The 23,158-nt window shown below is 30.0% G+C and carries 25 protein-coding genes and 3 tRNA genes; 3 read left to right on the top strand and 25 right to left on the bottom strand.

The features are described from left to right. Position 1: 1 nt before the first annotated feature. The 23 genes from AC5SL8_RS02420 to AC5SL8_RS02310 all read right to left on the bottom strand — a co-directional run bounded on the left by AC5SL8_RS02420 (position 2) and on the right by AC5SL8_RS02310 (position 21,490). Positions 2–748, bottom strand: a complete 747-nt coding sequence (locus tag AC5SL8_RS02420) for a type III pantothenate kinase (protein WP_494580566.1) — start codon at positions 746–748, stop codon at positions 2–4. After that, entirely contained in the window at positions 745–1,308 is a 564-nt protein-coding gene (locus AC5SL8_RS02415) for a biotin--[acetyl-CoA-carboxylase] ligase (RefSeq protein WP_494580564.1), read from the bottom strand. Before AC5SL8_RS02415 ends, AC5SL8_RS02420 begins: the two co-directional genes overlap by 4 nt. Beyond that, positions 1,308–2,723 (bottom strand): NADH-quinone oxidoreductase subunit NuoN, encoded by a 1,416-nt coding sequence (gene nuoN / locus AC5SL8_RS02410; RefSeq protein WP_494580562.1) that lies wholly within the window; start codon positions 2,721–2,723, stop codon positions 1,308–1,310. The genes AC5SL8_RS02415 and nuoN overlap by 1 nt, the downstream gene beginning before the upstream one ends. Positions 2,724–2,726: 3 nt before the next feature. Beyond that, positions 2,727–4,214, bottom strand: a complete 1,488-nt coding sequence (locus tag AC5SL8_RS02405) for an NADH-quinone oxidoreductase subunit M (RefSeq protein WP_494580560.1) — start codon at positions 4,212–4,214, stop codon at positions 2,727–2,729. Then, positions 4,214–6,127 carry an NADH-quinone oxidoreductase subunit L gene (gene nuoL, locus AC5SL8_RS02400; protein ID WP_494580558.1) on the bottom strand — a complete coding sequence of 638 codons (1,914 nt, stop codon included), beginning with the start codon at positions 6,125–6,127 and terminating at the stop codon, positions 4,214–4,216. The genes AC5SL8_RS02405 and nuoL overlap by 1 nt, the downstream gene beginning before the upstream one ends. A 1-nt stretch (position 6,128) precedes the next feature. After that, on the bottom strand, positions 6,129–6,437 hold the full coding sequence (gene nuoK / locus AC5SL8_RS02395) for an NADH-quinone oxidoreductase subunit NuoK (protein ID WP_494580794.1): 309 nt from the start codon (positions 6,435–6,437) through the stop codon (positions 6,129–6,131). Continuing rightward, complete coding sequence (locus AC5SL8_RS02390) at positions 6,433–7,065, bottom strand: NADH-quinone oxidoreductase subunit J (RefSeq protein WP_494580556.1); 633 nt, start codon at positions 7,063–7,065, stop codon at positions 6,433–6,435. Before AC5SL8_RS02390 ends, nuoK begins: the two co-directional genes overlap by 5 nt. A gap of 2 nt (positions 7,066–7,067) precedes the next feature. Further along, on the bottom strand, positions 7,068–7,553 hold the full coding sequence (nuoI, locus tag AC5SL8_RS02385) for an NADH-quinone oxidoreductase subunit NuoI (RefSeq protein ID WP_494580554.1): 486 nt from the start codon (positions 7,551–7,553) through the stop codon (positions 7,068–7,070). Between the two features lie 2 nt (positions 7,554–7,555). Further along, entirely contained in the window at positions 7,556–8,554 is a 999-nt protein-coding gene (gene nuoH / locus AC5SL8_RS02380; protein ID WP_494580552.1) for an NADH-quinone oxidoreductase subunit NuoH, read from the bottom strand. A 2-nt stretch (positions 8,555–8,556) separates the two neighbouring features. Continuing rightward, positions 8,557–10,599: an NADH-quinone oxidoreductase subunit NuoG gene (gene nuoG, locus AC5SL8_RS02375; RefSeq protein WP_494580550.1), complete on the bottom strand. Its 2,043-nt coding sequence runs from the start codon at positions 10,597–10,599 to the stop codon at positions 8,557–8,559. Continuing rightward, positions 10,592–11,923 carry an NADH-quinone oxidoreductase subunit NuoF gene (gene nuoF / locus AC5SL8_RS02370; RefSeq protein ID WP_494580548.1) on the bottom strand — a complete coding sequence of 444 codons (1,332 nt, stop codon included), beginning with the start codon at positions 11,921–11,923 and terminating at the stop codon, positions 10,592–10,594. The genes nuoG and nuoF overlap by 8 nt, the downstream gene beginning before the upstream one ends. Beyond that, complete coding sequence (gene nuoE, locus AC5SL8_RS02365) at positions 11,916–12,524, bottom strand: NADH-quinone oxidoreductase subunit NuoE (protein WP_494580546.1); 609 nt, start codon at positions 12,522–12,524, stop codon at positions 11,916–11,918. The genes nuoF and nuoE overlap by 8 nt, the downstream gene beginning before the upstream one ends. Further along, entirely contained in the window at positions 12,524–13,699 is a 1,176-nt protein-coding gene (locus tag AC5SL8_RS02360; RefSeq protein ID WP_494580544.1) for an NADH-quinone oxidoreductase subunit D, read from the bottom strand. Before AC5SL8_RS02360 ends, nuoE begins: the two co-directional genes overlap by 1 nt. Next, positions 13,683–14,291: an NADH-quinone oxidoreductase subunit C gene (locus AC5SL8_RS02355; protein WP_494580542.1), complete on the bottom strand. Its 609-nt coding sequence runs from the start codon at positions 14,289–14,291 to the stop codon at positions 13,683–13,685. The genes AC5SL8_RS02360 and AC5SL8_RS02355 overlap by 17 nt, the downstream gene beginning before the upstream one ends. A 5-nt stretch (positions 14,292–14,296) precedes the next feature. Further along, positions 14,297–14,818, bottom strand: coding sequence for a NuoB/complex I 20 kDa subunit family protein (locus tag AC5SL8_RS02350; protein WP_494580540.1), 522 nt, complete (start codon positions 14,816–14,818; stop codon positions 14,297–14,299). Positions 14,819–14,829: 11 nt separating this feature from the next. After that, complete coding sequence (locus tag AC5SL8_RS02345; protein WP_494580538.1) at positions 14,830–15,198, bottom strand: NADH-quinone oxidoreductase subunit A; 369 nt, start codon at positions 15,196–15,198, stop codon at positions 14,830–14,832. Between the two features lie 85 nt (positions 15,199–15,283). Beyond that, positions 15,284–15,360, bottom strand: a tRNA-Asp gene (locus tag AC5SL8_RS02340). 13 nt (positions 15,361–15,373) lie between these two features. Next, a tRNA-Val gene (locus tag AC5SL8_RS02335) sits at positions 15,374–15,449 on the bottom strand. Between the two features lie 49 nt (positions 15,450–15,498). Then, complete coding sequence (gene lon, locus AC5SL8_RS02330) at positions 15,499–17,880, bottom strand: endopeptidase La (RefSeq protein WP_494580536.1); 2,382 nt, start codon at positions 17,878–17,880, stop codon at positions 15,499–15,501. A 62-nt stretch (positions 17,881–17,942) separates the two neighbouring features. Further along, positions 17,943–19,211, bottom strand: coding sequence for an ATP-dependent Clp protease ATP-binding subunit ClpX (clpX, locus tag AC5SL8_RS02325; RefSeq protein ID WP_494580534.1), 1,269 nt, complete (start codon positions 19,209–19,211; stop codon positions 17,943–17,945). A gap of 88 nt (positions 19,212–19,299) precedes the next feature. Further along, on the bottom strand, positions 19,300–19,911 hold the full coding sequence (gene clpP / locus AC5SL8_RS02320) for an ATP-dependent Clp endopeptidase proteolytic subunit ClpP (protein ID WP_494580532.1): 612 nt from the start codon (positions 19,909–19,911) through the stop codon (positions 19,300–19,302). Between the two features lie 32 nt (positions 19,912–19,943). Further along, positions 19,944–21,389: a trigger factor gene (gene tig / locus AC5SL8_RS02315; protein WP_494580530.1), complete on the bottom strand. Its 1,446-nt coding sequence runs from the start codon at positions 21,387–21,389 to the stop codon at positions 19,944–19,946. Between the two features lie 16 nt (positions 21,390–21,405). Beyond that, positions 21,406–21,490: transfer RNA gene (locus tag AC5SL8_RS02310), tRNA-Leu, on the bottom strand. Between the two features lie 100 nt (positions 21,491–21,590). On the opposite strand from AC5SL8_RS02310, the gene AC5SL8_RS02305 reads away from it, so the two are divergent. From AC5SL8_RS02305 to AC5SL8_RS02295, 3 genes are read left to right on the top strand one after another with little or no spacing between them, the layout of a single operon-like run. Further along, on the top strand, positions 21,591–21,842 hold the full coding sequence (locus AC5SL8_RS02305) for a DUF1289 domain-containing protein (protein WP_494580528.1): 252 nt from the start codon (positions 21,591–21,593) through the stop codon (positions 21,840–21,842). Then, on the top strand, positions 21,835–22,005 hold the full coding sequence (locus AC5SL8_RS02300; RefSeq protein ID WP_494580526.1) for a hypothetical protein: 171 nt from the start codon (positions 21,835–21,837) through the stop codon (positions 22,003–22,005). Before AC5SL8_RS02305 ends, AC5SL8_RS02300 begins: the two co-directional genes overlap by 8 nt. After that, on the top strand, positions 21,992–22,426 hold the full coding sequence (locus AC5SL8_RS02295) for a hypothetical protein (protein WP_494580524.1): 435 nt from the start codon (positions 21,992–21,994) through the stop codon (positions 22,424–22,426). Before AC5SL8_RS02300 ends, AC5SL8_RS02295 begins: the two co-directional genes overlap by 14 nt. On the opposite strand, the gene AC5SL8_RS02290 is transcribed toward AC5SL8_RS02295, so the two are convergent. Next, a complete protein-coding gene (locus AC5SL8_RS02290; RefSeq protein WP_494572630.1) occupies positions 22,423–22,560 on the bottom strand; it encodes a hypothetical protein in 138 nt (45 codons plus the stop codon). The two genes, AC5SL8_RS02295 and AC5SL8_RS02290, sit on opposite strands and share 4 nt — an antisense overlap. A gap of 36 nt (positions 22,561–22,596) precedes the next feature. Beyond that, positions 22,597–23,157, bottom strand: a complete 561-nt coding sequence (locus tag AC5SL8_RS02285; RefSeq protein ID WP_494580522.1) for a histidine phosphatase family protein — start codon at positions 23,155–23,157, stop codon at positions 22,597–22,599. Position 23,158: the final 1 nt, after the last annotated feature.

Here is a 23,158-nt window from a genome sequence, read left to right as displayed (position 1 = left end):
TTTATTTAATTAGAATTGAGGCTTTGATTAAGCCATTAATAGTAATATCTTTATTTAATGTAACTTTCGCTTTGATTGATTTTTTAAACAAATTAGAAAATCCTCCAGTAATTATTATTTCAAAGGACTTCTTTGTCTCTTTCTTAATTAAATTAACAATATTGTCAATTAAACCTGCATATCCCCAAAAAAAACCAGACCTAACTGCATTTATAGTATTTTGGCCAATAACTTTTTTTGGCTTTTTTAGGTTTATATTTGGTATTAAGCTAGCTTTATCAGATAATGTTTTTAATGACAGTTTAACACCAGGTGCTATTACACCACCATAATAATTTTTTTTAACCAATACATCAAAAGTTGTTGCTGTACCAAAATCTAAAATAATATAATTTTTTTTTTCACCAATAACACTTAAAGCATTAGCCAATCTATCAGATCCAATTTGTTTATAATTAACCTTGATATTAATCATTTTTTTGAGATCTAAATCTTTAAGTTCGTAAATTTTAATTTTAAGCTTTTGATAAAAAATTTTTTTTATTTGATTAAAAGCTTTAGGTACAACACTACAAAATAAAACTTTTTTAATATTTATTTTGCTCAATTTAAATTTAGTCAATAGCACTGATAGAGAACTATTGTTAATATCTTTAGTTTTGATTATAATTTTTTTAATAATCTTGTTTGATTTGTCAATTAAACAAACCTTTGTCTCTGTGTTTCCTATGTCTCCAACTATTATCATTTCAAAATACTATATATTTTTTCAATATTATTTTTTTGTATCATCGGAATATATTTTTCATAAATTTTTATTAACTTTTTTTGAACATTATTAACTGTTATTTTGCTATTTGTTAAATCTAAAAGATTGGTAGTAGGATAATTTGTTAAATTTGGATTTTTAATCAAATTTACACCTATTCCAATAATTATGAATTTTTGATCAAGTTTTAATAGAGTTTCTTGTAATATTCCTGAGACTTTTTTATTATCGATTAGTAAATCATTTGGTTTTTTAATTTTTATTTTTCCTTTATAGAATGAAGAGATTGTTTTTTTAACTAATAAACAATTTATGAAAGTAAATTTCTTTAAATCAAAGTGTTTATTGTCTATTGGAAAAAAAATACTTACATACAGATTGCCTTTTGGAGATTCCCAAGTTTTACCATATTGCCCTCTACCTTTAACTTGCTTTTCTGCAGAAACAATCCCAAACTTATTTTTTGAGTGTAGTATTATTTTATGCGCTAAATTATTTGTGCTATTTACTATTTTAAAGTTGAATTTTTTTAGCTTCATCAAAGAATATTAATTCTTGAGACTACCTCAACTATTTGACCTGGAAAGATAAAATATAAAAGAATTAACAATGTTGATAAAGTTAGTGATGCTTTTAACCAAATATTATGATCATCATCATATTTGTCTTTTTCTTGATCAAAATAAATAACTTTAATTATTTTAAGATAATAGAACGCCGCTATTACAGTAGATAACAACCCAACGATTGCTAAAAAATACATAGATTGTTCTATTACAGCTTTAAATATATAAAATTTTGCAAAAAAGCCTGCCAATGGAGGAATACCTGCTAATGAAAATAATATGATAAGTAAAGATAATGATAAGACTGGATGATTTTTTGATAAACCTGATAAATCATCAATAGTTTCAAAGTATTCATCGTTTCGCTTAAGCATTAATAGACAGCTAAAAAAAGCTAAATTCATAACTAAATAAATGCTTATATAAACAATTGAACTTTGAATTCCTTCGTTAGAACCTACTGATAATCCTGCAAGGGCATATCCCATATGACCAATTGAACTATAGGCAATAAGTCTTTTAAGATTACTTTGACCTATCGCTGCAATGGCTCCAAAAATCATAGAGGCGATAGATAAAAAAATTAATATAGGTTGCCATTGTTCAATCATACTTACAAATGGTACATATAAAAATCTTATAAATACTGTAAGTGCAGCAACTTTTGGTACTAGAGCGAAAAATAATGTTACTGCTGTAGGAGAACCTTCATACACATCAGGAGCCCACATATGGAATGGGACTGCTGATATCTTAAAAGCTAACCCAACTAAAATGAAAACAATTCCAAAAGTTAATCCATAATTATTTGAGTTCATTGAATTATTTATAATTTCAAAGTTTGTAGACCCTGAGAAGCCATAAATTAAAGAACATCCATAAAGCAATAAACCTGATGATAAGGCACTTAAAACAAAATATTTAAGTCCAGACTCTGATGATTTTAATTGATCTCTATTGAATGAAGCTAAAACATATAAAGCTAATGACTGAAGTTCTAGACCAATATAAAACACCATGAGATCATTAGAACTAATCATCACCATCATTCCTAGTACTGAGGATAGTATTAAAATTGGGTATTCTATTAAAAAAATCTTAAATATTTTTAGATATTTAGTTGATATAGATAAAACAAATGCTGTAGCTATAACTGTAAGAATTTTCATATATGATGAAAGTTTATCGACAACATAACTGTCATTAAACAACATAATATTTTGATTTAATGACTCATTAAAAATCAAAACACCAGTAATTAATAAAGAAGCTAAAGCACAATAATGAACAATAATTGAACTATTCTTTTTAAATACTCCAAGAAGAAGTAAAAACATTATTGATAGTGAAATAAAAATTTCTGGTAAAATGGAAGCTATATTGTTCATTAATTATTTACCTCCAATATTGTTATTTAAATTAAAATTATACATCTCAATTAAATCTTTTACTGAAACTTCTATTGTATTGATAATTGGTTCTGGATAAAAACCAAAGAACAATACTGGAATTGCTAAAGACCATAATATTAGCTTTTCTGAATTATCAAGGTCAGTCATTTTTAAAAGATCTTTGTTTACAATTGTACCAAAAACAACCCTTCTATATAACCAGAGCATATAGGCTGCACCAAAAATAACTCCCAAGCTAGCTATAACTGCAACTAAAAAATTGTCTTTAAAGGCTCCCATTAGTATTAAGAACTCTCCAATAAAACCACTTGTACCAGGCAAACCTAAAGCTGCTAAAGTAAAAAGCATAAATAATATTGAATACTTTGGCATAACAGATACTAATCCACCATAAGTTGCTATTAATCTTGAATGCATACGGTCATAAATAATTCCGACGCATAGAAATAATGCTGCAGAAACTAGTCCATGACTAATCATCTGAAATATACTTCCTTCGATACCTTGCTGAGTAATTGTAAATATACCTAAAGTAACAAAACCCATATGAGCAACAGAAGAATATGCTATTAATTTCTTCATATCTTCTTGCATTAATGCAACTAAAGATGTGTAGACAATAGCAATTAAACTTAAAATATAAACTAGAGGTGTAAATAATTCAGAAGCAATAGGAAAAAGTCCTAAAGAAAATCTTATAAAACCATAACCAGCCATTTTAAGTAATATAGCAGCAAGTAAAACAGATCCTGCTGTTGGAGCTTCTACGTGGGCATCTGGTAGCCAGGTATGTACTGGCCACATTGGTGTCTTAACAGCAAATGAACTAAAGAAGGCAAGCCATAATAAATTTTGATATTTGCTATCTATTCCAAATTCATAAAGTTGAGTAATATCAGTTGTTCCAGATATCCAATAAATTGAAATTATAGCTATCAACATTAATACAGAACCAAGAAGTGTGTATAAGAAAAATTTGAATGCTGAATAAACTCTTCTTGTGCCACCCCAAATTCCAATTATTAAAAACATGGGGATTAAACCAGCTTCAAAAAATAAATAAAATATTACTAGATCTAATGAACAAAAAACACCGATCATTAAACTTTCCATCACTAAAATTGCAATCAAAAAATCTCTTAATCTATATTTAACAGAATTGTTGACCGATATAATGCAAAGAGGAGTTATGAATGAAGTTAAAACAACAAACAATATTGATATACCATCAACACCTATTTTATAATTAATGAAACCTTTTAACCACTCTCTATCTTCAACAAATTGAAAACTCGATGTAGTTGGATCAAATTGATACCAAAGATAAATTGAAATTAAAAAATTAACAAAAGATGTAAATAAAGCAACATACTTTCCTGTATTTGAATTTGTATCTTTTGAAAAAAGTAAAAACAAAGAACCAATTACTGGAAGTAAAATTAATGATGATAGAATTGGAAAATTCATTAGTTTAAAATTAAAAAAGTTAATAATGCAGAAAATCCTAATAATATCATGAAAGCATACTGATAAATAAATCCACTTTGAAATTTACTAGCACGTAATGATAAATTTTTAATCAATAAAGAAACTCCATCTGGACCAAATTTATCAATCACCTTTACATCAATTATTTTCCAAAAAAATAAACCAATTTTTTTTGAAGATTGAATAAACAAAACATTATAAAGTTCATCAAAATACCATTTATTTATTAAAAAATTATATAGGGGTTTATTGGATTGAACGATACGATTTGGTATATCTTTATCCTTAACAAACAAATAATAAGCAAGTGGTATAGATATCAATACTAAAATTGGGGTAGTTAAAAGAAACCATAATGGTGGATGCTCTGTGCTCAAAGGATTTAAAAATTTTATCGAATTTCCCCAAAAAACATTTTGCTCACCATGACCAATGAATAAATCTTTAAATAAAAAACCTACAAATATTGCACCAATTGCAAGCACAAATAAAGGTATAAGCATTACCAATGGTGACTCGTGCATTTCATTAATATCAATTTTTCTATTATTGTATTCACCATGAAATGTTTTAAAAATTAATCTCCAAGAATAAATTGAGGTTAAAACAGCAGTAAAAATACCAATTCCAGCTGCATAATATCCTGTCGTGTTACCTTTAAGATATGCAAATTCTATAATTGCATCTTTTGAGTAAAAGCCTGACAAAAAAGGAAATCCTGTAAGCGCTAAAGTACCAATAATCATAAAGATATATGTGTAAGGTAACTTTTTATATACAGCACCCATTTGGTTGATGTCTTGTTCATCTTTGAATGAATGAATAACTGAGCCTGAACCTAAAAAAAGTAATGCCTTAAAAAAGGCATGAGTGAAAAGGTGAAACATTGCAACATTATATGCGCCCACACCAGCAGCAAAAAACATATAGCCTAATTGACTACACGTAGAGTAAGCAATGATTTTTTTAATATCAGTTTGAACTAAAGCAATAGTTGCAGCAAAAAATGCCGTAGTCATTCCCACTATTGTAATTATATTAAGTGTTAAAGGTGAATATTCAAATATTGGAGAACATCTAACTACTAAAAAAACTCCAGCTGTAACCATAGTTGCAGCATGTATTAAAGCTGATACAGGGGTCGGTCCCTCCATCGCATCAGGCAACCATGTATGTAGAAATATTTGTGCTGACTTACCCATTGCACCAATAAATAAAAGAATACAAATAAGATCAACAGCATCTATGTTCATACCCAAAAATAGTAATTTTTTGTCAACAACTTCAGGAATCTGATTAAACACTTCATTATAATTTACCGTACCAAATAAATAGAAAATCAAAAATATTCCTAAAGCGAATCCAAAATCACCCACTCTATTTACCACAAAAGCTTTAATTGCGGCCGCATTAGCAGAGTCTTTTTTAAACCAAAAACCAATTAAAAAATAAGAGCATAGACCTACTCCCTCCCAGCCAAAAAATAACTGAAGAAAATTATCTGAAGTAACCAACATAAGCATTGAAAAAGTAAAGAGTGATAAGTATGCCATAAATCTAGGTTTGTGAGGATCATGAGACATATATCCAATCGAATAAATATGCACCAAAGCAGAAACTAAAGTCACAACAACTAACATTACTGAAGATAAAGCATCTACTTTTATGGACCAGTTAACATCTAAACTTCCAGAGTTAATCCATGTGGCAATGACTACGTTATTCTCATAGTCATTAACAATGACATTATAAAATATCAGTAAAGAGATTATTGCAGAAATTGAAACAAAAACACTTGTGATAATTTCAGAATTTCTGTCGCCCAAAAGTTTACCAAAAAAACCTGAAATAATTGATGCTAGTAAAGGAAGAAATAATAATGCAATTTCCATATTATCCCTTCAGGCTATCAATATTTTCAACATCTATAGTTGATGAATTTCGATAATAAACAACAATAATTGCCAAACCTATTGCTGCTTCAGCCGCTGCAACTGTTAAAATAAATAATGTAAAAATTTGTCCAGATATATCATTTAAAAATATGGAAAATGAAACAAGATTTATATTTACTGCTAGCAATATAAGCTCAATACTCATCAATATTACAATAATATTTTTTCTATTTAAAAATAATCCAACTATGCCAATGGTAAATATGATTGCCGCCAAGGTTAAATAATGACCTAATCCAATGCTAATCATCTGCTTTTACTCCTTCATTAATTTTGACATCTATCATCTCAACACTATCTGATCTTTCTCTAGTAATTTGATTAAAATATCCTTGCCTTTTAACACCAGACCTTCTTCTATAAGTTAGAACAATTGCACCAATCATTGCTACAAGCAAAATCATGCCACTAAGCTGAAATATATGTATATAGTCAGTGTATAGTACATAGCCTATAGAGTGTGTATTGCTGATATCTTGATCTATAGGTAAAGACATAGCAGAAACAACATCTGGTTTATACTTCCAGCCACCTATAACTATAATTAATTCAAAAAATATAATGACACTTACTATTAGCCCTATTGGAATATGTTTTGAGCTTTCTTTAGAAGAAAACCATTGATTTTTTTGTTGAGCAACATTGAGCATCATAACAACGAATAAAAATAGAACAGCAACGGCACCAACATAAACAATTAGCATAATCATGCCTAAAAATTCTGCACCTATCATGATAAATAAACATGAAATGCTTATAAAATCTAAAATTAGAAAAAAAACAGAATGAACAGTATTCTTAGAAACGGTTACCATGATGGCCGAAACTGTTGCTATAAATGCAAATATATAAAAAAAAATTGCGTGCGCTAACATAATTATCTATAGGGATTATCAGCTTTAATATTTGCTGCCAAAATATTCTCCCACCTGTCTCCATTATCTAATAATTTTTCTTTGTTATAATAAAGTTCTTCTCTTGTTTCGGTAGAAAATTCAAAGTTTGGACCTTGAACAATTGCATCTACGGGACAAGATTCTTCACAAAGACCACAGTAAATGCATTTCATCATATCAATATCATATCGAGTAGTTTTTCTGCTACCATCTTCTCTTTCAGAAGATTCGATAGTAATAGCTTGAGCAGGACAAACAGCCTCACATAATTTACAAGCTATACATCTTTCTTCACCATTAGAATATCTTCTTAAAGCGTGCTCACCTCTATAACGAGGAGAAATTTTTCCTTTTTCAAAAGGATAATTAATTGTTTTTTTTGATTTAAAAATTTCTTTTAAAGCAATTATTAACCCTCCTAGGAAGTCTAATAAAAAAATTGTTTTAAATATTCTAGATATTTTCATAATTAGTTTGTTGGTAATAAATTGAAGTAAAATAAATAGCTAGCAGTTAAAACTACCCAAGTTAGTGACATTGGAAGAAATACTTTCCATCCCAAACGCATTAGTTGATCATATCTATACCTAGGAACAATAGCTTTTACCAATGCAAATAATATAAATAATAGCAAAATTTTTATTATCAACCAAATTGCACCTGGAATTAAGTTAAATGGATAAAGCTCAATTGGAGACAGCCATCCTCCTAAAAAAAGAATAGAACCCATAGCACACATTAAAAGAATATTTGCGTACTCACCTAGCCAAAACATTGCATACATCATTCCCGAGTATTCTGTTTGATATCCAGCAACCAATTCTGCTTCTGCCTCAGGTAAGTCAAAAGGTGGTCTATTTGTTTCTGCTAATGCTGAAATAAAGAAAATTACAAACATTGGAAACAAAGGTATTACAAACCATAGATTTTCTTGAGCCATTACAATGTCGTTTAAGTTTAATGAGCCAACACATAACAAAACATTTATAATAATAACACCAATAGAAACCTCGTATGAAACCATTTGTGCTGCTGATCTAATCGCTCCCAAAAAAGGATATTTTGAATTAGAAGCCCATCCTCCCATAATAATTCCATAGACACCTAAAGATGAAACGGCAAAGAGATACAAAATTCCAACATTAATATCTGCTAAAACTTGTGTTGCACTAAAAGGTATAACAGCCCATGAAATTAATGCTAATGTCATAGTTACGATTGGGGCTAAAATAAAAATTACTTTATTAGAGCTTGAGGGAATAATAACTTCTTTAAAAATGTACTTTAACGCATCAGCTAAAGACTGTAATAAACCAAAAGGTCCCACAACATTTGGTCCTTGTCTTTTTTGAACAAAGGCCCATATACGACGATCTAACCAAACTATCATAGCTACAGAAACCAAGACCGGAACTAATAAAAATAATATTTTATAAGTTTCAGAAAGAATTATATTTAAATATTCCATATTTATCCTTCTGTTCCTGTAGATTTGAAATTAGTTTTAGCAGATTTGCATTCAAACATGGTCTTTGATGCTCTAGCTATAACATTAGAATAATAGTAGTCTTCATTAGTAATCTTTAAAATTTCATCTTCAAATATTAAATCTTTAATTTCAGTTGAAATAACTAAATTATCTTTTTCTAAATAAAGATTTAGATAATTAAGCATGCTACTATCAAGTTCATCTTTATCATTGAATAATTTTCTATGATTCATAGCTTCAGCTAACTCATTAATTATTAACCAATCTTCTTTTGCTTCTTCAGGTGGATAAGAGGCCTTATAGGCTTTTTGTAGTTTTCCCTCTAAGTTTGTAAAATAACCATTCTGTTCTGTATAAGCGGCACCTGGCAGTATAATATCTGCAATTTCTGCACCTTTGTCACCATGACTACCTTGATAAATAATAAACTTATTCTTTTTTTTAAATTGAAAACTATCTAGACCTAATAAATAAACAATTTCAAATTTATTGTTATTTAGATCTTCTAAAACTTTGTTTGAGCCATCAGTAGTTTTATATAATCCTAAATCTAAACTTCCAACTGTTGAGGCATTATCCGAAATTATATTTAGCGAATTCCATTCATTGGAAATCTTATTATTCTTATTTATAAAACTCTTCATAGCCTCAAATATATATTTTGCAGATTTTGATTTAAAAGCAGATTGACCAAATACAATTAAAGGTTTTTTAGCTTCTTTTATTAATTTTGAGACTTTATGACTATCCTTTGAAATTTCTTTAATATTATTAATTTTACCATCAAGAAACTCGTAAGGGTATGTAAGGTCTCCAACATTATTTAAAGAAATAATTTTTGTTTTATTTTGGACATAAGATTTCCTAATACGTGCATTTAAAATAGTAGCTTCATATCTAGGATTAGTTCCAATCAGAAAAATAAAATCTGATTCCTCTACCCCATTTATTGTTGAATTGAATAAATAATTTTCTCTTTTCTCTACATTTAAATAAGAATGATCATTTCTAGACTCGACATTTTGTGAACCAAGTGTCTTATTAAAGAATTCTTTAAATATATATAGTGTTTCCATATTTACTAAATCACCTGTTAAGCCACAAATTTTATTTTTATCTGTATTATTAAATTTTGATTTAATTATATTAAAAACTTCATCCCAAGATGCTTTTTCAAATTTATTATTATACTTTACATAAGGTGTATCTAAACGCTGATTTAATAAACCATCACAAGCATATCTACTTTTATCAGATATCCATTCTTCATTGATGTTTTCATTAATTCTTGGAAGAATTCTTTTTACTTCCCATCCATAAGTATCAACTCTAATATTGGAGCCAATTGCATCCATTACATCTATGGACTCTGTTTTCTTTAATTCCCAAGGACGAGCTTCAAAAACATAAGGTTTTGATGTAAGTGCACCAACAGGACATAAATCAACAACATTAGCTGACAGCTCAGATTGCATAGACTTTTCGAGATAAGTTGTAATTTGCATATCTTCTCCTCTGCCTATTGCTCCTAATTCTGGTACTCCTGCAATTTCAGTTGCAAATCGTACACATCTAGTGCAATGAATGCATCTAGTCATTTGTGTTTTAATTAATGGTCCCATATTTTTTTCTGGAACTTGTCTTTTATTTTCGTTGAATCTTGACTTGTCTACACCGTAGAACATTGATTGATCTTGAAGATCGCATTCTCCACCTTGATCACAAACTGGACAATCTAAAGGATGGTTAGCTAATAAAAACTCCATAACACCTTTTCTAGCCTTTTCTACAAAAGGAGTGTTGGTTTTAATATTCATTCCTTCTGTTGCTGGCATTGCGCAAGACGCAACTGGTTTAGGTGATTTTTCCATTTCAACAAGACACATTCTGCAATTTCCAGCTATTGATAATTTTTCGTGGTAACAAAATCTTGGAATTTCAACTCCAGCTTTCTCACAGGCCTGCAAAACTGTTAAACCCTCTTCAACCTCAACATCTATATTATTAACTTTTAATTTAAGCATTTTTTTTATCCATTAAATGTTGATCCACCAAATATGGAATATTCTTTTTCTTTTTAATTGAGGGATCAAAATTATTTCTTTGCTCTATTTCTTTTTTAAAATGTCGCAACAATCCTTGCACTGGCCATGAAGAACCCTCACCAAAAGCACATATTGTGTGACCTGCTATTTGGTTAGTAACATCTCCCAACATATCAACCTCTTCTCTTGAAGCTTCACCTTTTGCCATTCTTTCAAGCATTCTCCACATCCATCCAGAACCTTCTCTGCAAGGTGTACATTGACCACAGCTTTCATGTTTATAAAATCTAGCAATTCTTGCCATACATTTAATGATATCTTGATCTTTATTTATAACAACTATACCAGCAGTACCTAAGCCACTTTTTTCAGCAACTAAAGAGTCAAAATCCATTGTTAAAGTTTCACAAGTTTTTTGAGGTATCAATGGCATTGAAGATCCACCAGGTATTACTGCTAATAAATTACTCCATCCTCCCACTACTCCTCCTGCATGAGCTTCAATTAATTCTTTTAGAGGGATACTCATTTCCTCTTCTACATTACATGGTTTATTAACATTACCTGAAATACAAAAAATTTTAGTTCCTGTATTTTTAGCTTTGCCTAGAGATGAAAACCATTTTCCTCCTCTTTTTAAAATTGTTGGAACAACTGCTATTGTTTCAACATTATTAATTATTGTCGGACAACCATATAGACCTATAAGAGCTGGAAATGGTGGTTTCAATCTTGGTTGGCCCTTTTTACCTTCAATACTCTCAAGTAATGCAGTTTCCTCACCACAAATGTAAGCACCAGCTCCATAGTGAATATAAATGTCTAAATCCCAACCAGTACCAGCTGCATTTTTGCCAATTAAATTTTTTTCATAAGCTTCATTAATTGCTGATTGAAGTTTTTGACCATCTACAAAATACTCGCCTCTAATATAAATATAACAAACGTGTGCCTGGACAGCATATGCTGCAATCAAGCAACCCTCTATTAACTTGTGAGGTTCAAATCTTAAAATATCTCTATCTTTGCACGTACCTGGTTCAGACTCGTCACCATTAATTACTAAATAATGTGGTCTGGAACCTAACTCTTTTGGAGCAAAAGACCATTTTAAACCAGTTGGAAATCCAGCGCCCCCTCTTCCTCTCAGCTCTGAGGTTTTAACCTCATTAATAATCCATTCTCTTCCTTTTTTTATTAAATCTGCAGTACCTACCCAATCACCTCTATTTTTTGAAGAATCGTAATCAGATCCTCTATCGTTATATAAATTCTGAAATATTCTATCTTCGTCTTTAAGCATTTTTTAAATCTAAAAGTGTTTTTCTATTATTTTCTGGTTCATTATTAATTCTGCCTCTGTAAGAACCTGGTTTTGGTGTTTTATCATTTAATATATCATCCAGAATTTTTAAGGTTTTTTCTTTATCAAGATCTTCATAATAATCATCATTAATTTGCATCATTGGTGCGTTCACACAAGCTCCCAAGCATTCAACTTCCATCCAAGAACACATTTTATTTTGAGACAATTCATTTTCATTTTCAGAGATTTTTTCCTTACAAGCTTCAACTAATTTATATGCTCCTCTAATCATACATGGTGTTGTAGTGCAAACTTGTACAAAATGTTTACCTACAGGAGAAAGGTTATACATTGTATAAAATGTAGCAACTTCATAAACCTTTATATAAGGCATGTCTAAAAATTTACCTATGTATTTCATAGCTGCTAATGGAATCCAATTTTCATTTTGTTTTTGAGCAATATATAATAATGCCATTACTGCACTTTGCTGCTTACCATCGGGATAGTTAGAAATAATTTCTTTTGCAGCAGCTAAGTTATTTTGATTGAATTCGAAACTTTCTGGTTGATCTTTAGCAGGTTTTCTTAAACTCATTATCTGTCTACCTCACCAAAAACTATATCTAAAGAACCTAATACTGCTGGTACATCAGCTAACATATGACCTTTAATTAAGTAATCCATCGCTTGTAAATGAGAAAAACCAGGGGCTCTAATTTTGCATTTATATGGTTTGCTTGAACCGTCAGAAATTAAATAAACACCAAATTCTCCTTTTGGTGCTTCAACTGCGGTATAAATTTCATCATTAGTTACACGATAACCCTCTGTAAAAAGTTTAAAGTGGTGAATTAAAGCCTCCATGGACTCTTTTATATCTTTTTTTGGTGGGGGGCTAATTTTTCCATCTAAGGATTTAATTGGTCCTCTTGTCATTTTTGCTAAACATTGCTTTATTATAGAAATACTTTCTCTCATCTCTTCAATTCTACATAGATATCTATCATAACAATCACCATTTTTTCCAACTGGTATTTTAAATTCAATTTGCTCATAACAATCATAAGGTTGTGATTTCCTTAAATCCCACGGCACACCAGATCCTCTTATCATCACACCACTAAAAGAATAATCTAACGCATCTTCTTTAGTAACAATTCCTATATCTACATTTCTTTGTTTAAATATTCTATTGTCAGTTAATAGAGTTTCAAGATCATCAATTATTTTTGGAAAGGTTTCACAAAATTTTGCAATATCGTCTTCCAGCCCCATTGGTAGATCTTGATGAACACCACCTGCTCTAAAATAATTAGCATGCAGCCTTGATCCGGAAGCTCTTTCATAAAAAGTCATAAGTGTTTCACGTTCTTCAAATCCCCATAGGGATGGTGTTAATGCCCCAACATCTAAGGCTTGTGTAGTAACATTTAATATATGACTTAAAATTCTTCCAATCTCACAAAACATTACTCTTATAAATTGAGCCCTAATTGGAACATCAATGCTTAAGATTTTTTCAATTGCCAAAGCAAATGCGTGTTCTTGATTCATTGGAGCCACATAATCCAACCTATCAAAATAAGGTACAGCTTGCATATAAGTCTTGTTTTCAATTAATTTTTCTGTTCCACGATGTAATAATCCAATGTGAGGATCAGCTTTCTCAACTACTTCACCATCTAATTCCAAAATTAACCTTAAGACACCATGAGCAGCAGGATGCTGAGGACCAAAGTTAAGATTTAATGTTTTAGTTTTTTTTGTCATTTTCTTGATCTGTCTGTTTCTTAATATACTTTGTTCCTTCCCATGGACTCTCATAATCAAAATTTCTATAGTTTTGTTCTAATTTAACTGGTTCACTAATAACTTTTTTTTGATCTTCACTATATCTAACCTCAGTATGCCCAGTCAGAGGAAAATCTTTTCTAAGCGGATGACCTTCAAACCCATAATCTGTAAGAATTCTTCTTAAATCTGGATGATCTTTAAACTTAACACCATACATGTCAAAAACTTCTCGCTCCATCCAGTTTGCAGCAGGAAATATTGATGTTAATGAAGGAATCACTTCATTTTCATTAATTAAATAACTTAATATAATTCTTTGATTAAACTCATGACTTAAAAATAAATAAACAACTTTAAACCGTTGAGAATTTTCTGGATAGTCAACAACTGTTATATCAATTAATTGTCGGAATTTAGTATTTTCATTATTTTTTATAAATAAAGCTACATTTAATAAATCTTTACTTTCAATATTTATATAAAGTTGATCGTGTCTAATTTCAGTTTTTTTTATTTTAGTGGTAAGTTCTGAATTAATTTTTTTTTCTAGATCTATAAAGCTTTTCATAAATATTATCTTTCGAAAGAGCCTTTGTTTCTAATTTTTTTCTGCAATTGCATAATTCCATATAATAAAGCCTCTGCAGATGGTGGGCATCCTGGAACATAAACATCAACAGGTACAATTTTATCACAACCTCTAACTACAGAATAAGAATAATGATAATAACCTCCTCCATTTGCACAGCTTCCCATTGATATAACATATCTTGGTTCTGGCATTTGATCATAAACCTTTCTTAGCGCTGGTGCCATTTTATTTGTCAATGTTCCAGCTACAATCATGACGTCAGATTGTCTTGGTGATCCTCTTGGTGCTGCACCAAATCTTTCTAAATCATATCTAGGCATAGCTGTTTGCATCATTTCGACAGCACAACAAGCTAGACCAAAAGTCATCCAATGTAATGATCCAGCTCTTGACCAATTGATAAGATTATCTAGAGATGTGGTTATAAAACCATTTTTACTAAAATCCTCAGAGAGCTTTTTAAACTCTTCGGGTATTTCATTATTTTTTTTATTCAAATCCATAATCTAAATTATTATTCCCAATCTAATGCACCTTTTTTCCATTCATAAATAAATCCTACTGTTAAAATGAATAAAAAGATCATCATGGAAGTAAAACCCAAACCTCCAATAGCTCCAAGACTAATTGCCCATGGAAAAAGAAAAGCGATTTCTAAGTCAAAAATAATAAATAAAATTGCAACTAAATAAAATCTAACATCAAATTTCATTCTTGAGTCTTCAAAGGGTTCAAAACCACATTCGTAAGCTGATAACTTTTCAGGGTCTGGATGTTTTGGAGAAAGTATCAAATTAACAACTACAAAAGCCCCACTTAAACCAAGTGCAATAATCAAAAATATTATAATAGGCAGATAATCTTTTAAAAACTCTGAAAGCATGAAATCTATATAGCAGTTTTTTTAACTTCTTGAAGTGTGCATAAGGGGCAATTTTGACACTATTAACAGTCAATATTAAGAAAAGTGGCGGGAGTGAAGGGACTCGAACCCTCGACCTATCGCGTGACAGGCGATCGCTCTAACCAACTGAGCTACACCCCCACTTTAGTTGTTTTGGTGGGCAGTAAAGGACTCGAACCTTTGACCCCCTCGGTGTAAACGAGATGCTCTACCAACTGAGCTAACCGCCCAAAACAAGCGCTACTAATACATCAACGAATAGATAATGTAAATTGGTAATTATTGAATACTGGCTTGAGATTTATCGTCAGATTTAGAAATTTGTTCAACTTCAACCCACTCAACTCTTTTCAATTCTTTAGTTAAAGCTATTTTTAATACCTCGTCTGCATATTCGACTGGAGTAATTTTTATATCGTCAATAATCTTCTTTGGCATATCTACTAAATCTTTTTCATTCTCTTTAGGTATAACGACCTGTTTGATTCCAGCTCTATGAGCAGCTAAAAGTTTTTCTTTAAGTCCACCGATAGGTAAAACTTGTCCTGTTAAAGTAACTTCTCCAGTCATTGCAACATCTCTTCTAACAGGAATTTTTGTAATTGCTGAAACAATTGAAGTAACCATACCTATACCTGCAGAAGGACCATCTTTAGGAGTTGCTCCTTCAGGAACGTGAATATGAAAGTCTTTCTTTTCAAATAATGGAGGAATAATTCCATAATCTAAACTCTTAGATCTTATAAATGATTTAGCAGCTTTGATTGACTCTTGCATTACATCTCCCAGTTTTCCAGTAATTTGCATTCTACCCTTTCCAGGCATAACAACAGTTTCAATCTTAAGTATTTCTCCACCATATTCAGTCCATGCTAAACCAGTTACAACACCAATTTTATCTTTTATCTCAAGCTCACCGAATTTAAATTTTTGTATTCCTAGGAAATCATGAAGATTTTTTAAATCTACTTTAACCTGTTTTTCTTCACCAGAAACAACTTTTTTTACAACCTTACGTGCAACTTTTGAAATTTCTCTTTCTAAGTTTCTAACACCAGACTCTTTGGTATAACTTCTGATAATTTCTTTAATTATATCATCAGATAAAGTCATTTCATTTTCTTTAACACCATTGTCTTTTATCTGTTTTGGTAAGAGGTAATTGTTTGCTATATTAATTTTTTCATCCTCTGTATAACCAGCTAACCTTATAACTTCCATTCTATCTAGTAATGGTGGTAATATGTTTAGTGTATTAGCTGTTGTGACAAACATTACATCAGATAAATCATAATCAACTTCTAGATAGTGATCATTAAATGTTGAGTTTTGTTCAGGGTCCAATGCTTCTAATAATGCTGATGAGGGGTCACCTCTATAGTCATTGCCAATTTTATCAATTTCATCTAGAAGAATTAAAGGGTTTTTAGTTCCTGCTTTCTTCATCATTTGAATAATTTTACCAGGTAATGAACCAATATAAGTTCTTCTATGCCCTCTAATTTCAGCCTCATCACGCATTCCTCCAACAGATACTCTTACAAATTCTCTATTAGTTGCTTTTGCAATTGATTTACCTAAAGAAGTTTTTCCAACACCTGGAGGTCCAACTAAGCATAATATAGGTCCTTTAATTTTATCCATTCTTTTTTGGACAGCTAAAAATTCTACAATTCTCTCTTTTACTTTTTCTAAACCAAAATGATCAGCATCCAATACTGATAATGCTTTTTTAAGATCAATATCAACTTCACTTTTTTTATACCATGGAAGCTCTATCATCCAATCAAGATAATTTCTAATCACAGTTGCTTCAGCAGACATTGGGCTCATATTTTTTAATTTTTTTAACTCTGCCAAACATTTTTTTTCTACATCTTTAGGCATTTTTGCCTTAATAATAGATTTATTCAGACTAGATGTTTCATCTTTACCATCTTCAATTTCACCTAACTCTTTTTGAATTGCCTTAAGTTGCTCATTCAAATAATATTCTCTTTGAGTTTTCTCCATTTGAGTTTTAACTCTACCTCTAATTCTCTTTTCAACTCCGATTATGCTAGTTTCATTTTCCATGATTTTGACAATGGAATTTAATCTCTTCTTTACATCTATAGTCTCAAAAATTTGTTGTTTTTCCAAAATGGTAGCTGTTAAGTGTGAGGCAATATTATCAGCAATATGAGATGCATCAGTTAATTTTTTGATATTATTGATTGTCTCTGTTGAAACTTTTTTATTAATTGAAGTAAGTTTTTCCAATCTTCTTACCGCAGTCATAGCTAAAGGTACTAAGTCTTCATCTTTAGACACTACATCATGATGATGAGCGTACTCACAAACTATAAATTTTTCATTATCTTTAAAATCTAGTATCTTAACTCTTTTACTTCCCTCTACTAAAACTTTAACTGTTCCATCCGGTAATTTTAATAATTGAAGTATATTACCTTCACAGCCATACATAAATATATCTGTTTTTTTGGGATCATCTATTTCTGAATTTTTTTGAGTAACAAGAATAATCTTTTTATCCTTTTTCATTACTTCATTTAGAGCTGCAATTGATTTATCTCTTCCAACAAATAAAGGGATTACCATATTTGGAAACACCACTATATCTCTTAAAGGTAATAAAGGTTTTTCAATTTTAACGTCCATGATCTAAATATGGATATTAAAAAAAAATTTGCAATAGCTATTTATTAGTTATTAACGTTGAATTAAGCGGCAGACGTTTTGTCCATCTTTGTTTTTGTATTATTTTTTGAATGAACAATGATGGGTTGCGATAGACCTTTAGCCGCACTAGCATCTACTATCACTTCTTCAACATTATCCTGACTAGGTAAATCATACATGGTCTTTAATAAAATATTTTCTAAGATCGATCTCAGTCCTCTGGCACCAGTTTTTTTGGTGATTGCTTTTTGTGCAATTTCTTTTACTGCATTTTCTTTAAAGCTTAATTTAGCACCATCTAATTTAAATAATTCTTGATATTGTTTGATTAAAGAATTTTTTGGTTCTTGTAATATTTTGATTAAAGATTTCTCATCTAAATCTTCTAGTGTAGCTATCATTGGTAATCTTCCAATAAACTCTGGTATCAAACCATATTTCAATAAATCTTCAGGTTCTAACGTTTTCATCCATTCACCAGTTTTTTTATCATCAGTTTTTTTAACATTCGCACCAAAACCAATAGAGGTTCCCTTGTCTCTTTGTGAGATAATTTTATCTAAACCAGCAAAAGCGCCACCACAAATAAATAATATATTTGTAGTATCAACTTGTAAAAATTCTTGTTGAGGGTGCTTTCTACCTCCTTGAGGTGGAACACTCGCGACTGTTCCTTCCATAATCTTTAAAAGAGCTTGCTGAACACCTTCACCAGAAACATCTCTTGTAATTGAAGGGTTCTCAGATTTTCTACTAATCTTATCTACTTCATCAATGTAGACAATTCCACGTTGTGCTTTTTCTACATTATAATCAGCTGCTTGTAATAATTTTAAAATAATGTTTTCAACATCTTCACCAACATAACCAGCTTCTGTAAGAGTGGTTGCATCAGCCATTGTGAAAGGAACATCAAGTATTCTAGCCAAAGTTTGTGCTAATAAAGTTTTACCACAACCTGTAGGACCCACTAGTAGAATATTAGATTTTGATAGTTCAACAGTTTTATTAGTCTTGTTTTCATAGTTTAATCTTTTGTAGTGATTGTGCACCGCTACAGACAAAACTTTTTTTGCATGAGACTGTCCAATTACATAATCATCTAATACTGTGCAAATTTCTTTTGGCGATGGTAATCCATCTTGATGTTTTACAATTGAGTCTTTGCTTTCTTCTTTTATAATATCCATACAAAGTTCAACACACTCATCACAGATAAAAACTGTAGGACCAGCAATTAATTTTCTAACTTCATGTTGGCTCTTGCCACAGAAAGAACAGTAAAGAATATTTTTATTATTTGTGCTCATAATTTATAAACGAATCATCATTGTTACTTTAATATAGATGACTCATACTAATCAAGTATGTACTTAATAATTTTCAAGATATTGTGGTTTAAGATCTGTTCTCTACTACTTCATCTACTAAACCAAAGTCTTTAGCAATATCAGGGGTCATAAAATTATCTCTTTCAAGAGCTTTTTTAATATCATCTACTGATTTGCCAGTGTGCTTTGAGTAAATTTCATTAAGTCTTTTTTTAAGTGCCAAGACTTCATTTGCATGAATTTCAATATCTGTAGCTTGACCTTGAAAACCTGCAGATGGTTGGTGAACCATAATTCTAGAATTAGGTAGAGAAAACCTTTTACCTTTTTTTCCAGCAGCTAAAAGAAAAGATCCCATTGAAGCAGCCTGACCAATGCATAAAGTTGAAACATCTGGTTTGATGTATTGCATAGTATCATAAATACCTAGACCAGCAGTTACTAGACCGCCTGGACTATTAATATATAAATTAATTTCTTTTTTTGGATCCTCAGATTCTAAAAATAAAAGTTGTGCAGTAACAAGAGACGCTACGTTATCATTAATTGGTCCAACTAAAAAAATTATTCTTTCTTTTAAAAGTCTTGAATAAATATCATAAGCTCTTTCACCCTTGTTAGATTGTTCCACAACCATAGGGACTAATGTATTCATTTGATCAGAAAAATTTGTTGTCATAAGTTGATTCTTATCAGTTATACAACTTGTGATTACTTTTTGCTAACTTTTTTTGGTGCAGCTTTTTTTGTTTTTGTGGGCTTAGTTGCTGCTTTTTTTGGTGCAGTTTTTTTAGGTGCAGCTTTTTTGGGTGCTACTTTTTTTTGTGAATCTTCATGATCATGATCGTGATTATGATCATTCTCTTGCCTTTGATGTTCTTTTAGTATTTTTTCAGCTTCGTCTTTGCTTATTTCTTTTTTATTAGGTTTTGCTTTTGATTTAATTACATCAATTATTTTTTCTTCATATACTGTTCCTCTTAGGCTAGCCAAAGCTGAGGGATTTTTTTGATAAAATTCCATAACCATTTTTTCTTGACCTGGCATCATTCTAAGTTGTTTTTGTACCTCGGCTTGTATTTCTTGCTCTGTAACTTTAATTTTGTTTTGCTCACCAAACTCATTCAAAATTAATCCAACTTTAATTCTTTTTTTAGCTATTTCTTCAAATTTTTTTCTACTTTTTTTAGAGTCTTCCTCACTCATGCCTTGTGATAAGATTTTAACCTCTTCCTCTAAAAGATTTTCAGGAATTTCATCGACTTTAAAATTTTCAATTTCTTTAAGAATTTGTGTTTTAGCCAACCTACCTAAAGAATTTTTATATTCATCATTAATTTGCTTAGATACTAAAATTTTTAAATCAGCCAAGTCTTTAGCTCCTAAATTTTTTGCAAATTCGTCATTTATTTTTACTTCTTCAGATTTTCTTACAGATATAATCTTGCATGTAAAACTAGCTTTTTTATTAGCAAATTCTTTATGAGGGTAATTTTCAGGTAGTGTAGCCTCTACAACTTTTTCATCGTTTTTTTTGACGCCAATTAATTGGTCATCAAATCCTTTAATAAATAAATCTTTTCCAAGTATTAATTGAGTATTTTTACCTTCACCACCAGTAAATTCTTTACCATCAATTGTTGCTTTATAATCAAAAATAACCAAATTTTCTTTTAAAGCTTTTGTTCCATCAGCAACATCTTTAAAGTTATTCTGACTTTTGGCGATTTCATTAATTCTCTTATCTGTTTCTGAATTATCAATTTTAACTGAATATTCATCAAATTTTATATTTTCAACAGACTTAAGTTCAACTTTTGGAAGTTCTGTTACAGAAATCACATATTCTAAATCCTTATCTTCTCCATAGGTTTTTAAATCAAGTTTTGGTTGGCCTGCTGGTTTTATTTTATTATCTTCTAATGCCTTGGTGGAGGTTTCTTTTAAAACCTTGTCTAAAACTTCACTAAAAATTGCTTGGCCAAATTGTCTTTTAAGAATTTCTTTGGGAACTTTTCCTGGTCTAAAGCCTTTTAAATTAACAGTCCCTTTAATTTCTTCATACTTTGCGTCCATATGAGTACTCATAGTTTTTTTATCTATGAAAACTTTAATGTCCTTATTTAAACCTTTTATATTCTCTACTGTTACTTTCATAATTTTTATAACTTTTTGGTAGGCGAAAAAGGACTCGAACCTTCACATCTTGCGATACTGGTTCCTAAGACCAGCGCGTCTACCAATTCCGCCATTCGCCCACAATCTTGTGGGGTTTTATATATTATTGATATCATTTGTCCAATGACAATAATTATAAAATATATTAATAATCATGTGATTTAGTAATAATTTATAAAAATGATAATTTCACCCTGCATCAGTATATGCAAAACCGATCCCAAAACAGGGTATTGTTACGGTTGCGGTAGAAACAACGAAGAAAAAAAAATGTGGAAATTAGACAGTACTACTAATCAATGGAAACAAGATAATTTAATTAACATTCAACAAAGACTTAACGGTTGGCAGCTTGAGAGCTTTAAAGATTCATACAAACATAAAATAGAGAATGGTATTTCTTTATATAAAAAGGTTTTAAATAATGAGTAAATCAACATTAGCTATTATAATTTATATAGTAGGACTTATATTTGGTGCTTTAGTGCTAGATTTATGGAGTGCGGAAACAGGGCCCAAAGCTTTCATTGGTATTGGTTGGACAGCCATTCTGCTAGTTGCCCTACTCCATGCTGATAAGTATGAAAAAAAATAGTTTACAAACTAAAATAATTTATTTTTTATTTTTTTTTATTAGCATTCAATCAGTATCTATTTCAGAAATAATGCATTTGACTGGTTGCAAAAACCTAAAAGATGGGTTTATTAAAAATGAATATATTTTAAACTTTGAAAAATCATTAATGATTAGAAATTATATATATGACAATAAGACATTTAAAAAATATAAGTCTACTGATCTAAGTGTGAAACAAGAAGGTTCAGTAGAAAGATTTATTTATGAAGAATCAGATCTAATTTATACTGATAAAGTTGGCTATCCACAGTTCTACACTCAACTTATGTTTAAAAAAGATAGTCCAATAATAAATATCAAAACAGTAATTAACGGAGAAGAAGGTATATCAAAAATATCTACTTGCAAAAAAGTTGAGGTATTTGTTAAAGAAAGTTAAGATTTTTTATTTTTTTTATTTAACTTACTTATAAAATTAGTTTTTTTTGGAATAGGTCTATTGCTTGTAATATTACTTCTATGTTTAGCAAATGCTTGTTTTTGAGCTAACTTCATTGCTTTTTTTGATGACATTATTTTATTCTATATTTATTCCTAATAAAATAAACTTTAATTAATCGAAATTTTTTGTCTTTGTAAAACGTTAAAATTTTTATCAGTAATTACCATTTCACCAGATGAAACAGCAGTATTCGTAACTTCTAAGATTGTAACATAATGGGTAATTAAAACTAAATTTTTACTACTATTCCATTCATTTACATATTCTTTTAGTTCATTGATTTGTTTGGTTTTATTTTTTGAAAATTTTTCACTAAAAAAAGAATTTAAAAAGCTTTTTGTTTCAAATTTTTTAAAAGCATATTCAGCTGTTTGTTTGCATCTACACCATTCACTAGATAAAACTTTATCAACCTTTATTTGATTTTTTGTAAAAAAAATTCCTAAATTTACAGATTGAACGATACCCTCTTCATTTAAATTCCTTTGGGTGGAACAATCGGTTACATCAAAATTGCTAGGATCTCCTCCTCCAGGGGCATAAGCATGTCTCACAAATATTAATTTTCCCCCGTCCTTTAAAATATTTTCAATGTTTGTGTTAGAATAAGTTTTAAATGGTAGATTGAAAGATATAAGTAAAAATATTACAATTTTAATAAGTTTCATG

The organism is Candidatus Pelagibacter sp. PS_41, from assembly GCF_059417725.1.
Note: the sequence above shows the minus strand (reverse complement) of the source record. Positions and strands in the feature narration are given on the sequence as shown.